The 13804-nt window shown below is 39.6% G+C and carries 13 protein-coding genes; 9 read left to right on the forward strand and 4 right to left on the reverse strand.

All coding sequences use genetic code 11. The features are described 5' to 3' along the window. The first annotated feature begins 49 nt into the window (after positions 1-49). Positions 50-1117, forward strand: coding sequence for a hypothetical protein (locus C3K47_RS00555; protein WP_103787127.1), 1068 nt, complete (start codon positions 50-52; stop codon positions 1115-1117). Positions 1118-1199: 82 nt separating this feature from the next. On the opposite strand, the gene aspT is transcribed toward C3K47_RS00555, so the two are convergent. Next, a complete protein-coding gene (gene aspT / locus C3K47_RS00560; protein WP_103787128.1) occupies positions 1200-2885 on the reverse strand; it encodes an aspartate-alanine antiporter in 1686 nt (561 codons plus the stop codon). A 233-nt stretch (positions 2886-3118) separates the two neighbouring features. Between aspT and C3K47_RS00565 the strand changes: the two genes are divergently transcribed. The 3 genes from C3K47_RS00565 to C3K47_RS00575 all read left to right on the forward strand — a co-directional run bounded on the left by C3K47_RS00565 (position 3119) and on the right by C3K47_RS00575 (position 5415). Continuing rightward, complete coding sequence (locus C3K47_RS00565; protein ID WP_103787129.1) at positions 3119-3985, forward strand: VOC family protein; 867 nt, start codon at positions 3119-3121, stop codon at positions 3983-3985. Between the two features lie 11 nt (positions 3986-3996). Further along, positions 3997-4179, forward strand: a complete 183-nt coding sequence (locus C3K47_RS00570; RefSeq protein WP_103787130.1) for a hypothetical protein — start codon at positions 3997-3999, stop codon at positions 4177-4179. A 78-nt stretch (positions 4180-4257) separates the two neighbouring features. Next, positions 4258-5415 carry a formylglycine-generating enzyme family protein gene (locus C3K47_RS00575; RefSeq protein ID WP_103787131.1) on the forward strand — a complete coding sequence of 386 codons (1158 nt, stop codon included), beginning with the start codon at positions 4258-4260 and terminating at the stop codon, positions 5413-5415. Between the two features lie 59 nt (positions 5416-5474). Here C3K47_RS00575 and C3K47_RS00580 read toward each other — a convergent pair whose 3' ends face one another. Then, the gene (locus C3K47_RS00580; RefSeq protein ID WP_103787132.1) at positions 5475-7322 is read right to left on the reverse strand and encodes a M61 family metallopeptidase; all 1848 of its coding nucleotides are present in this window, start codon (positions 7320-7322) and stop codon (positions 5475-5477) included. 188 nt (positions 7323-7510) lie between these two features. On the opposite strand from C3K47_RS00580, the gene C3K47_RS00585 reads away from it, so the two are divergent. The 3 genes from C3K47_RS00585 (at position 7511) to C3K47_RS00595 (ending at position 8666) form a co-directional block, all read left to right on the forward strand. Then, positions 7511-7828, forward strand: coding sequence for a rhodanese-like domain-containing protein (locus C3K47_RS00585; RefSeq protein WP_103787133.1), 318 nt, complete (start codon positions 7511-7513; stop codon positions 7826-7828). 5 nt (positions 7829-7833) lie between these two features. Continuing rightward, complete coding sequence (locus C3K47_RS00590) at positions 7834-8022, forward strand: DUF6358 family protein (protein WP_103787134.1); 189 nt, start codon at positions 7834-7836, stop codon at positions 8020-8022. Positions 8023-8210: 188 nt separating this feature from the next. Next, positions 8211-8666 carry an META domain-containing protein gene (locus tag C3K47_RS00595; RefSeq protein WP_103787135.1) on the forward strand — a complete coding sequence of 152 codons (456 nt, stop codon included), beginning with the start codon at positions 8211-8213 and terminating at the stop codon, positions 8664-8666. Between the two features lie 150 nt (positions 8667-8816). Here C3K47_RS00595 and C3K47_RS00600 read toward each other — a convergent pair whose 3' ends face one another. After that, a complete protein-coding gene (locus tag C3K47_RS00600) occupies positions 8817-10403 on the reverse strand; it encodes an ArnT family glycosyltransferase (RefSeq protein ID WP_103787136.1) in 1587 nt (528 codons plus the stop codon). Between the two features lie 117 nt (positions 10404-10520). Between C3K47_RS00600 and C3K47_RS00605 the strand changes: the two genes are divergently transcribed. Further along, a complete protein-coding gene (locus tag C3K47_RS00605; protein ID WP_103787137.1) occupies positions 10521-11480 on the forward strand; it encodes a GDP-mannose 4,6-dehydratase in 960 nt (319 codons plus the stop codon). A 64-nt stretch (positions 11481-11544) separates the two neighbouring features. Here C3K47_RS00605 and C3K47_RS00610 read toward each other — a convergent pair whose 3' ends face one another. Further along, positions 11545-12564 carry a dipeptide epimerase gene (locus C3K47_RS00610; RefSeq protein ID WP_103787138.1) on the reverse strand — a complete coding sequence of 340 codons (1020 nt, stop codon included), beginning with the start codon at positions 12562-12564 and terminating at the stop codon, positions 11545-11547. An 87-nt stretch (positions 12565-12651) separates the two neighbouring features. Here C3K47_RS00610 and C3K47_RS00615 point away from each other — a divergent pair, with 87 nt between their 5' ends. After that, complete coding sequence (locus tag C3K47_RS00615; RefSeq protein WP_103787139.1) at positions 12652-13785, forward strand: hypothetical protein; 1134 nt, start codon at positions 12652-12654, stop codon at positions 13783-13785. The last annotated feature ends 19 nt before the right edge of the window (positions 13786-13804 follow it).

Below are 13804 nucleotides of genomic sequence, written 5' to 3' on the forward strand. Positions count from 1 at the left end.
AATAAACTTTATTACGCTATAGTTTCAATCTAAAACAACTGCTGATCCAATGAAAAGAGCGCTCTCTCTACTTATTTTATTATGCTTTTGTTATACAGTAAAAGCGCAGTACACCAATGTACAACCCAAGAAAAAACGGGATCAATATATTGATAGCTTAAAAAAAACCAAATACCCTTATGTTTTCCCTGCACTTGGACAAAAAGCCAGGAAACAAGGTATCGATGTAATTTTGCCTCATGGAATTATGGCCAATGGCGTATATACCAAGCAAAACCTTAAACTTAACGACCTGCAAGTTGCTTTTAACGACGGGGCGCCTATTAGCCTGGATTCAATAGCAAAATTTGATTATATAACAGGAGAAGGATACATCACTAATTTCAGGTTCGATACCTATGTTTTCCCCTTTTTAAATCTTTATGCACTGGCGGGAACCTTAACCGGCCATACCACTGTTTCTTTGGCTGAACCAATAAAGTTTACAACTACTACCAGTAATCCTGGGCAATATTACGGATTAGGAGTAATGCTGGCTGGAGGTTTCGGTTCGTTTTGGGTTACAAGTGACTTTAATTTTGCCTGGACCGATCTTGAGTTGCTCGACCATCCGGTAAAGACACGACTGATTGGCTTGCGAGTGGGAAAGGCTTTTAAGATGCCGGATCATCCACAACAGAACTTTGCTTTATGGGTTGCTACCCAAAATCAAAAAGTATTTAATGAAACAAGCGGCAAGATCAGTGCACAGGATCTTGGTATTACCGGTGGAAAAATAAATGATATGCAGGATCAGTTGGATACCTGGTATCAGAACTTACCTCCACCAAAGCAGCAACTTTACGAAGGCCTTTACAACCGACTAAACAATGGCCTTGCTGATCTTGAAAGCAATCTGACAAATGGCTCTATTACTTATCAGTTTAATAAAAGTTTGTTAACTCCATGGCACGTTTCGTTAGGAGGGCAATGGCAAATTAACAAACACTGGCAAATACGTGGCGAAGCTGGTGGTGCATACAAGAAACAACAATATATGCTCTCAGTGAATTATCGTTTCGGTATTAAAGGACGAAATATTATGTCGGGTGAAAAAAAAGAAAGCACACCCCAATAATGAACTCAAAATAATTCGATAAGTAATCAGTTTATTAAATAGATAAGTAAGCTTTGATTTGATGTAGCGTCCTTTCTTTTTCTTAAACAAGATTGACAATTATTGGCCCCCATATAGCTAACAAAACATTTCCAATTGCATAGGTTACGGTAAAGCCTAAAACCGGAGTGGTACTTTCCGCCTCGTCCGATACTGCCGATAATGCTGCTGCTACAGTTTGGCTTCCACATAAACCTCCAACTAAAATAATGGGATTTAGCTTTAACAGTTTATGACCAACAAAGAGACCTACTACCTGTGGCACGAGTGCAACTATGATCCCTAAAACTATCAGTTCCGGCCCCGATTGATGCAGCGCCTCAATTGCCGCAGGTCCTGCTGATAGTCCAACCACTGCGGCGAAAGCACTTAAGCCAAATTCTTGTAATACCCACTGTGCCGCCCCTGGAAGGCTTCCAAAAACAGGATACTTAGAACGCAACCAGCCAAAAAATAATCCAGAGACCAATACTCCTCCGCCAACACCTAATGTTATGGGAATTCCGCCAATGTTTACCGATAACAAACCAAGTAAAATGCCCAAAACAATTCCGGTAGTAAGCATGATAAGGTCGCTTTTATCACTTGATTTTTCAACATAGCCAATTTTAACACTGATCTTATCCACTTGTGCTTTATCCCCCATTAATTGAACTACATCACCTCTGCGTAAGACTGTATTGGGGAACATAGGGATCTCGTTTTCCTGTCGCTTTATATTAATTAGAAAAACTCCTCTTAAATCATGAGCGTCTGCATCTCCCGCAATTTCTTTAATACTTTTATTATGATATCTGCTATTGGTAAGCACCACCTTAACTAATTTTCCATTGTAGGTCAATACTTCAGGATTATTTACTTCCGGGCCAATAATCTTCTCGGCATTCATAACTGTTGAATAGTTGCCCATCATTGCCACTATGTCACCTTTTGCAATTGAAGTTTCCGGAGTACAGTCAAAAATTTTATCCTGCTTCATTACCCTGAATACAGAAGTCCTGTCGCCCAACAGAAATTCAATATCAGCGGCTGTTTTAATTGAGTCGGGTATAAAAACCACCTTATATGCACGGGCTATAATAGGTGAATAGGGATTAATGGAACCTGAAATTTCTTTTCCCTCACCCGAAAGTGACGCTTCCAGCTTTTTGGCTTCTTCTTTTAAATTGACCTTTAAAATATGAGGGACAATGTTTCGTAAAAAAATAATTACTGTTATGGTCCCCAAGACATAGGTAATGGCAAATGCTACGGCCATATTTGAGCTGAGCTTTTGAGTTTCCTCCGCACTTAACCCCAAACGATTTATGGCATCGGAAGCTGTACCCATCGTTGCCGATTCGGTTAATGCACCTGCAGCTAAACCTGCAGCCAGCCCTTTATTCATTCCCAATAAATGACAAATAACGATTACCAAAAATAGTCCGGTTACACATACTACCAAAGCTAGAATTAGCAATTTTACTGTTCCCCGATTGAGACTGCCAAAAAACTCCGGACCACTTTTAAAACCAATTGAATAGACAAACAAAGCAAAGCATGCCGCTTTAAAAACCGGAGAAATTGAAACGCCCAACTGCCCGATGATAAGGGCGAAAATTAAGGTGCTCGCCACGCTTCCTAAACTAAAACTGCCTACCTTGATTTTACCAACCGCATGACCCAGTACCAACGAAAAGAACACAGCAAATTCAGGTGCTTCATGTATAATGTGTTTTAAAACTTCCATGGTTAAATGTTTAATTGGTTAAGGGGGAAGGGCTAAAAACGAATAGTTCATTGCTTAGACTATTCTTTAATTTAAGAGAAATTTCAGACTTTATTCCATGATGAATGTTCTTACGAAAATTTGGATTGAAGATGTAAGGAAAATCGAGGGTAATTTTAATTCCAAATCATGCTTTACTTTTATCGTCATTGATTAAATTTAAAAATATGCTTTCATCTTAAAATCAGTATCTAATGAAATTTACGCAAGCTCTCTTATTGACCATATATGGTCTTTTGCTTATTTCCTGTCAACAAAAATTCAGCGTCCCGCCGGTTAGTAAAGAACCTACCAATGTATATACCCCGGGCCGTTTTGTATGGCATGACCTGGTTACACCTGATGTTGAACAATCGAAGAAGTTTTATGGAGAAGTATTTGGTTGGAGTTTTGAATCCATAGGATCGGGTGAGAAGCTTTATACCATCATTAAAAAGGATAATGAAAATATTGGTGGAATTTTTCCTATTCCAACAAACTCAAAGGTTAAAGCAGGCGAGTGGGTTGCTTCATTATCGGTAAGCAATATCAATGATGCAGTTAATCAAACTGTATTATCCGGTGGTAAGGTTTTAAGAGGAATACAAGAATTGAATGGCCGCGGGAAAACAGCTTTGGTGAGTGATCCACAGGGAGGAATTCTTGCTTACATTAAAGCCGATGGCGGAGATCCGGTTCAAAAATCGCCTGGATTTAATGAATGGCTAGGCATGGAGTTGTGGACCAATAATATGGAAGCTTCCAAAGAGTTTTACCGTTTTTTAGTTGGTTATGAAACCGAAGACAGAAAAGATGATAAAGTGTCCTTTACCGCGTTTACTAAAAACGGAAAGATCTATGCCGCTTTGCTGAAAAATCCAACACCAGAAGTTCGAACACACTGGATGCCTTACATACGGGTTGAAAATGTTATTACGATGGTGGAAAAAGCAAAAGCTGCAGGCGCAACTGTTTTACTGGCACCATCCGCAGCAGTAAGAAATAGTACGGTAGCCATCATTCTCGACCCAACAAGGGCTCCATTGGTTTTACAAGAATTCACCCCCACTGCTCAAAATTAAAACTCATCATCATGAAAAAACATTATAGAATAATTGTCGCAGTTGCATTGATTGCTTTTTTGACAGGATGCAGCGGAGTTTCGGTTGGTTACGGCGTTAGCTATGTCGGGGCGCCTTATGGTCCATACGGGCCTTATGGACCGGCAATGGCTCCAACAATTGGGGTTGGTGTTTATGGGGGGCATAGCTGGTAAGGCCAATTTCTCGTAAAAACGTATATTAGAGGTTCTGAACTCATCTTAATTATGAAATTTAACAATCTATTTACTTTCATGGCCTTGCTCATTGCAAGTGTTTATTTAAGTTCCTGCCAAAAAGCCAAAAGCTCTCAATCGTCTCAGTTATTTGCTAACGCTAACAGTAAATTAGACGGCATGTCGACTTGTACATCAAATGGTCTCTTCCCAACCGATAGTGCCTTGTACATGGAAGGCGGCGGTAAAGATTTTTATGAATCGAAGATCAACACAGCTAAGCCAACAGGAGCTGCTCCTGCAGGCATGGTATTTATTCCAGGAGGAGAGTTTAGTATGGGTGGAGTAAATCCTGTAGGAATGGGCGACGGAGGCGACCAGGCGATGGATGATGCGCGGCCTGTACACCGGGTAAAAGTTAAAGGGTTTTATATGGATGTTACGGAAGTAACCAACGCAGAGTTTGCCGCTTTTGTAAAAGCAACTCATTATATAACCATTGCCGAACGAAAACCAACAAAAGAAGAATTTCCTGAAGCCGCGGAAGAAAACCTGGTGGCTGGTTCAGTAGTGTTTACTCCACCTGATAAAAAAGTAGCATTAAATAACCATTTGCAATGGTGGAGTTATATGAAAGGGGCTGACTGGCGTCATCCATTTGGGCCAGAAAGCTCAATAACGGGGAAGGATGATTTCCCGGTTGTGCACATTGCCTGGGAAGATGCGCAGGCTTATGCTAAATGGGCCGGTAAACGCCTGCCAACTGAAGCAGAATGGGAGTTTGCCGCTCGCGGAGGTGACTATGGTAAATTATATTTCTGGGGAAATCAGTTTAAGCCTGATGATAAATGGATGGCTAATATTTTCCAGGGTGAATTTCCTTTTAAAGATGCCGGTAAAGACGGCTATATCGGCATTGCTCCGGTGAAGAAATTTCCTGTTAATAAATACGGATTATATGATATTGCTGGTAACGTTTGGGAATGGTGCCAGGATTGGTATCGGGCCGATTATTATGGAACTTTAGCAAAAACTGAAGTTTCAAACAATCCTCAAGGGCCAGATGCGCCTTACGATCCTACGGAACCTACCGAGAAGAAAAAAGTACAGCGCGGTGGTTCATTTTTATGTACCGATCAATATTGCACACGTTATATGGTGGGTACCCGAGGAAAAGGCGAATACCGATCGGCATCAAACCATGTAGGTTTTAGATGTGTTAAAGATATTAACTAAAAAAATCGGACCTCGTTATAAAAAGAAAGCGGCACATACATACATGTGCCGCTTTCTTTTTAATTAACCGATGTTGCCTTCATGCCAAGCCACTCTTCCCTGAGTTTTTTCATCGCAGCCGTTACATCTAATCCGGCTTGCTCATACGTAATAGCTGTCAAATAAGGATTCTCCTGTAATGTTAAGATAGTTGAATTATTTGTGCCGCGATGATCATAAACTATTGTTAGTCGGTCACCTACATTATGGCCCGCTATTAAACGCTGGAAAGCAGAAAAATCAGATATATTTTGTCCATCTACTGAAAGAATGATGTCGTTGATATCCAATCCCGCTTCATATAAAGGGCTTCCTTTTTGAGTAGCCGAAGCTATTTTTAGGCCTCGGTATGTACTTTGACCCGGTTGAAAATCTCCCAGCCATGCTTTTTCGGGAGCTGTTTTGCGCAGTAAGATCCCCGCTTTACCCAATAACAGTTCATAGTTATTCTTTTCAGCGTTGTAGATGTAGCGGTTAAAGAAATCGTCCGCAAAATCTTTGCTGCCGGTAAATTCTCCCAATAGCTTTTGAAGGTCGGAGTTGGTATAAGGAATTTCGGTTTTGCCATGTTTTTGCCAAACCAGCTGCATGAATTTATCGAGGGTAAGATTTTTGAATTCGGTTCTTAATCGCAAGTCAAGAGCCAGTGCGGTAGCTTCCCCATACGGATAATAGGAAACAAAAATATTTGGGTAGTTAGTTTGATCAACAGCCACCCCGGCATCAACAAACACTGCCTGGTTGCTCATGGTTACAGGCGAATACTGTTTTGCCCCCGGCAAGGATAATACACTGTTAAGGCATGAGTTGAGCATCATGCAATAGGTATCAAAAGAATAAAACCCCGCCCTTTTTAACAATAAGGTTCCGTAATAATTTGTAAAGCCTTCAGCAAACCACAACTCATTGCTCATATTGGCATGTTCAAAATCAAATGGCTCCAGGGTTTTAGGTCGAATGCGTTCAACGTTCCATTGATGGAAAAACTCATGAGAAAGGGTACTTAACAGATCAATTTCATTTCCTCTGAATGCCCCCTGATTGGTGATCATTGTTGAATTCCGGTGTTCCATACCATCTCCTTTAACATACATATTTACATTTTGAATAAAGGTATAGTTGCCGAAGTCATAGTTCGGCAGTTCCCCAAAAACCGCCTTTTGTTCCAAAACCAATCTTTTAACCATTTCGGTATAATTATCCACCTCTGCATCGGTAGCTATGGTATGCAATGCCAGTTTAATGCTTTGCTGTTTTCCATCCGGATTTTTTAGTTGCCAGCTACGCTGAAAATGATTGCTCAGTTCAGTAGGGCTATCCATAAAATACTGCAGGCTCGGAGCGTAATAAACATCATTGGGCTTATAGTCTAACTGCGAAGCTACTTTCCAGTTTAGGCCCTCCGGAATATTAAACTTAACCTCAACCGGACTCTTTTCTTTTCCTTTAACCCACATAAAGCTAGCCGGAATATTCAAATGCGCTTGGGTGGGGTCTATATCTGCATATGTACCATCGGCATGAACACCGTAGAGCGTATAGCTTAGTTTTATTGCGCCTTTATGATTTGGCACCTCGTATAAATCGCCCTCCAGTCGTTTAACATCAAGCGGTTTGCCTTGCTGATCGAAGGCTTTTACATTGTAAACATTCTTTCCAAATTCATGCGTTGCATAACGTCCCGGCGAAGAGCGGCTCATTCGAAATAGCACCGGACCGGAGCTCAGCTCATCAACATTAATGGTTATTTCGGCCTCATGATGTTTGTAATTTGTAAATGAAACATCATAGCGAACTGCATGCTGAGCAACTATAATTTTTGCCGACAGGAGTAATACGGTTAAGGTAGTTAACGTTTTATAATTCATTGACTTTTATAGGTTTTGTATAAGATAAAGTTTGGCAAAATGAAAGCTGATTTATAAACTTGTATCTTTGTGATCCTAAACTAAAACAAATCGGCTTATTATGAAATTTGTAATAAGTAATAACATTGTTAAACCCACGTTGAATTTATCTGGTGATTTGTAAGATAGTTCAATCAATTATTATTTAAATGAAAGAAATTACAGTACAGGAATTAAAGCAAAAAATTGATAACAACGAAGATTTTCAATTGATAGATGTTCGCGAAGAGTTCGAATATCAGGATGCCAACATTGGCGGGTTGTTAATTCCATTGGGTAATATTTTATTAGAAGCTGATAAAATCGCTAAAGACAAACCTGTTGTTGTTCACTGCCGTAGTGGAAAACGTAGCGCTGCAGCTATTATGCAATTAGAACAACAATTGGGCTTTACCAATCTTTCTAATTTGCAGGGTGGTATTATGGCTTGGGCCTCAGATATCGACCCAACTATGAACGTAAGTTAATTCATATGGGCAAGAAAATTATTCTGAATACCTGCATTACCATCATGCTCTTCATTTCGTTTATAATGTTTTTATTTTCGTTTGAAGCACGTAACTGGGTAAATGTGAGTATTGCAGCAATTGCTTTCGTTGTTTTCATGGCTATTAAAATTATGTACGTTAAAAATGTACACCGTGAATTGAAAGGAAAGTAAAGACATCAGTATATTTTATAAAAGGCAATTTGGGATAACCAGATTGCCTTTTTTATTTGGCCTGCATTACGACAAGGTTAAATCACTTAATTATTATACCCGATTTTGTATCAATAATTGCTAAGTCATTAATTTTAATTAAATTAAAGTATCCATGATTGCCCCTAACTCTAAATTTATACTCAGCAATGAAAAATCCTCTCCTGAATGCATTTGCAATAGTTTGCATTGTTTTATTCCTATCTGCCTGTAGCACCACCAAGCATTCCCTTTATAATACCCGTTGGGAACTTGGCGAAGTGCAGGGTGTGGTTATTGATTATATGGTGAACCCTAAAGCCGAGATCTATTTAGTCTTTGATGAAACCAAGAAACAATTTTACGGTTCAACCGGATGTAATAAGGTGGGTGGAAAACTAACCGTAGAAGAAGGTAATAAAATAAAGCTATCGGAGTTTTATTCAACAAAAATGGCCTGCGAAAAAATGCGAGCCGAACGCCTTTACCTGAGTTTATTAGAATCGGCTGACAACTATAAATTTAGCGGTTCCACACTTACACTTTACCAGGGAACCAATCAAGTTGCCTCATACACAAAGAGTAAACTTCCAGTTCCTACTGGTTTAGCCGTTCCAACTAATTAAGCATGATCCTTGTTTTTTGTGCATAATGCACACGGCAAACATAAATGCAGCCATCATTCAAAGTAGGAGATAAAAAAAAGAAAACGGCTACTAGTAAAATCCTATAAAGCTTTAAAAGCAGCTGGTTGGGAGCAATGATCTTTTTCCTGGTTATTTCTTTATAAAAACAGCAGATACAGAAGGTTCAAAAATATCTTTGCCTTCTGCTATTTTTCTGTATCCCATCGTTTCAAGCTCCTTCTGCCGTGTCTTTCGGCTGATAATTGCTGCTCCGGGATTTTGCGCAAGGAATTTCTTTAAGGCAGCAGTGTCAGAACAAATTGTAATAACTTTATTCAAGGCGAAGTTGTAGGCAGGATTATACTTTCCTAAAGAAGCAATTGGCCGATTGGGATCAATAAACCGGTAACTTTTTTCAACAGGATTTTCTGAATAAACCTTTGGATAGATCCAGCCCATCAATAAAAAGTTCATTATAATAAATGAAGCGGCTATGGTTGATATCACATGGCTTAATTTATTCTTGTAAGCAAACCGCAAAGCAATAGCCGCACTAGTTGGCAATAAAACAAACCAATAGGATAAATAAGATAGGTTGTGAATAGAAGGCTCGTTACTAATAACAATTTTTAAAGCCCCAGGCAAGGCCAGCATTAAAAGCAAATAAATCCATAACGAAACTTTAATAGATGCCACAGATTGAACAGTAATTTGGTTAAGCCAGCTGCCTATTAGTAAGGCTATAAAGGCAAATGCAGGCATCGGATAGTTTGGCAATTGTGTTTTCGACAAAGAAAAGAAAACGATAAAAACCAGTGCTGTAATAACCGAAAATGAGATAACAGGCTCTTTAAAGTTTTTAACTGCAAATCTGGCTGACTGGAAAATAAAAATTGAAAACGGCAGCAGTCCTATAAGAATGTAGGCCAAAGTAAGCAAATAGGAGCCTCCGTGACCTTCCTTTTTAGTCGAAAACCGTTGCAAATTATGCTCCATGAAAAAGCCATACGTCCATGCGCCATTTGTAGCCCGGTGAACCAACCAATACCAAGGTAATGCTATTGTCGTAACTATAAACAAGCCCAAAAACGGCTGCAATTGAACAAACAAGGTTTTTAGGGTAAGCCGTTTTTGCGTTATGAGGTAAATAATAACGATTAGCCCCGGTAATGCTATTGCGACTGGGCCTTTTGCAATAGTGCCAACACCTAAGCAAACATAAAAGAGCCACAAGAACGTTTTTTCGTTTGTTTGCAAATACGTTAAAACCGAAAAAAGGGCCGAAGTGAGAAAAAAGATAAGGTACGGGTCAGGAACCGACCAATGGAACTCAAGCGTAAAATTCATTGAGGCCAATAAAACCAAAGCGGTTAAAAAAGCAGCACGTATGCCGATGAATCGCTTTGCAAACAAATAGATGCTTGCAATTGTCAAAACTCCAAAAAGGGCTGAAAAGAAACGTGCTGAAAAAGGGGTTACCCCAAAAAGCTTATACCCCAGCATCATGAAAAAGAGATGCAGGGGAGGCTTATCGGTTCGCAGTTCATTATTAAAAACCGGAACTATGAAGTTATTCCGCTCATACATTTCCCGTGCACATTGTGCATTTTTGGCTCCATCATAAATATAGATTGGTGGCTTACCCAAGTGAGGAAAATAGGCAAACAATGCGAGGACAATTACAACAATGAAATAGTAATTGTTTTCAGACAAGTTAAACCTACCTTTAGTTTGCATAATTTATTGCTAAAGTTTATCTCTCATGGTTATAAAGCTAATAGTACTTTCATATTATAGCTTAGTGCATGTGCAGTTTTTTTTTGAACTTTACTCAGCTCAATTTTTAATTATTACATGAAGCATTTATTAATAACCGGCGGAGCCGGATTTATCGGAAGTAATCTTATAAAGCACTTATTAACAGAACGAAAATTTAAGATTACCTGTGTCGATAATTTCGACCCGTTTTATTCACGTAATATTAAAGAATTGAATTTGTTGCCGTTAAAAAACCATCCTGATTTTGAGTTGCTGGAATTTGATTTAGCTGATGAAAAGAGTATAAAAGAACAATTGCGCGGACAATATGATGTGATTATTCATTTAGCCGGAAAAGCAGGAGTAAGGCCAAGTATAGAACACCCTCGGGCTTATCAGCGCGCCAATGTTGATGCTACTCAAAATTTGTTAGAATTTGCGAAAAATAAGGGAATCAGGCAATTTGTTTTTGCCTCCTCAAGCAGTGTTTATGGCGTTAACCCGAATACTCCCTGGCGAGAGGATGAACCATTGATGCCAATTAGTCCTTATGCAAGTACCAAACTTTCCTGTGAACAGTTAGGTCATGTATACAGTCACCTTTACGGTATTCGTTTCCTGGCGCTTCGCTTTTTCACTGTTTATGGACCCGGTCAGCGTCCTGACCTTGCCATACATAAGTTCTTTAAATCGATAATGAAGGAAGAAGCGATCCCGGTTTTTGGCGATGGAAGCACCAGCAGGGATTACACCTTTATTACTGATATTGTTTCGGGCATTAAGGCCTGTATTGATTACGAGGAAAGTCGTTATGAGATCATCAATTTGGGTAATCATCAAACCATAACATTAAGCGGACTAATTGAAGCTATAGAAGTTACCTGCGGAAAAAAGGCCATTATTAACCGCATGCCTAACCAGCCCGGCGATGTGCCTAAAACCTATGCCGATGTTTCAAAGGCGAACCGATTGTTAGGTTATCAGCCTAAAACTGCACTAAAGGAAGGCCTTCAAAAGTTTTATGAATGGTATTGTATAAATAAGGGGACGCTTTAAAATTTTACCAATGTACGGAGGTGGAAAGATTTTACCTTTTCGATTCTGCGGCACAGCAGATTGCTTATCTATCTTTTAATCTAATCCCTAAACCTGGCTGGTCGGAAAGTGTGATCTTGCCATCTTTGAGTTCTGGATCTTGAAAAGGTTTGTCTATGGTCATCCAAGGGCCATCTAAATCAGCATAATCACATAGAGGGGCTAATGTTGCCGCAGCCATAATTGCGCATGAAGTTTCGCTCATACAGCCGATCATCACTTTTAAATCCAACTGGCGGGCCTTTTTAATCATTCTTGAAGCTTCATGTATACCGGTGCATTTCATTAGTTTGAGGTTAACGCCTGAATATACTCCTTGCGCCTTTTCCACATCAGCGAAACGTTGAACGGCTTCATCTCCAAAAGTAGGGATTGGGCTGTTTTCGGTGAGCCACGAATTTTCATCGATCATTGTCTTCGGCATGGCCTGCTCCACAAATACGGCACCATGCTCTGCCAACCAAAAGATCTTTTCCAACGCTTCATGCCGGTCTTTCCAGCCCTGGTTGGCATCAATGTACAATGGCTTATCCGTTACAGAGCGGATTGCCCCGATCATTTCAGCATCGTTGTTTCCTCCCAATTTCACTTTTAATACGTTAAAATCAGAAGTTTCCAGCACTTTCTTTCTAACGGTTTCAGCGCTATCAATTCCTATGGTACAACTGGTTACAGGCATTTTATCCGGAATGCTTCCAAAGAAACTATAACAAGGTTTATTAAGCAATTTGCCTAACAGATCATGCAGAGCAATATCAATTGAGGCCTTTGCTGAGGGGTTACCGGGAGCAATAGAATCAATATAGGTAAGGATTTCCTCTATATTTTCAGGCGATGAAAACTGCTTCAGATTTACTTTTGTTAAAAACTCGGCAGCACTCTTATGCGACTCTCCTAAATAGGGTGGCATCGAGGCCTCGCCATAACCCACATGACCGTCAAACTCAATCTGCGTTAGCATTATGGGTGTGGAGGTTCGGGAAAAATTAGCGATCGTAAACGGATATTTTAACTTCAGATCAAATGCTTTGTAGCTTAACTTCATAATGGACTAAAGATTGATTAATTTAGAATTCATCAGCATTTTATCCTTTTTTCAATAAAAAAATGTGTTGGCCAAGTTAACATTTATATGAAATTATTCATTCCAGTTTTAATTGTAGCGTTTATCACTCTTTCATGTGGTTCGGCACAAAAATCATTTGAAAAAGGTGACTATATCTCTGCGTTTGAAAAAGCCGCAAAGGAACTTAAGGCTAAACCTGACGATAAGAATTTAGAGGAAATAGTAAAGAGCTCATACAAAGCAGGTGTAACGCAACAACTGGATAAAGTTAAAACGTTGGAGTCAGGAAATGATCCGTATAAATATGAAAAAATCGCAGCTGAATATGCTTCTATAAACAAGATGTATGATATTCTTCAAAGCGTTGACTGTTGCGATAATTTTAAAGAAAGCTATCGGGATTTTAAGGAGGAGCAACATCAAGCACTTAATTTTGCTGCCGAAACACGTTATCATTATGGCGAACAAGCCATGACCCTGAATAGCCGTGAAGGTGCCAAGCAAGCCTATTTCGAATTTAGCAAGGCGGCAGAGTTAATTCCGGGATATAAGGATGCTGCTCAGCTGGCGCAGCAGTCGAGGGATGCTGCCACAGTAACCATTTTTATCCAGGATTTTGCAAATGCTCAACCCTATTATTCACTTAATTATAACCCCTTTTACAATCAAGTGAGCAATTACCTTTTTCAGCTCAATCGCCCCGGAAGCTTTACCCAATTTATTAACGGCTCAACCCCTGGCTATAATGTTAGTTCGAAACAACCTGATCAAGTCATTCAACTGAGCTTTCCGATGATCTCGTTCAGCCCGCCATTAATTACCAAACAAACCGTAAATAACTCTCAACAGGTGGGTACCGGTAAGAAAAATGCCGACGGTAAGGAGATCATGCAAACTGTTACCTCAACAGTAACTATTTATACCAAAACCGTAAATACCCGCGCTGAATTATTTTACCAGATCCTGGACAATCATACGGGTGCTTTTATCTATTCTAACCGGGCCTATTCTGATTACTTATGGACCTATACATGGGCAACTGTGCAGGGAGATCGCCGGGCTTTAGATGCAAATAATCAACGATTAATAGGTTTGACTGAAATTGCCCCGCCACAAAATCAGTTTTTATTTGACGAGCTAACCCGTAGGCTCTACGATGACTTTACCTATCAGATAAATAATTTTTACAGTAATTACTAAATTGCTTTATTTTTAACCC

This window comes from Solitalea longa (assembly GCF_002920915.1).
Classification (GTDB): domain Bacteria; phylum Bacteroidota; class Bacteroidia; order Sphingobacteriales; family Sphingobacteriaceae; genus Solitalea; species Solitalea longa.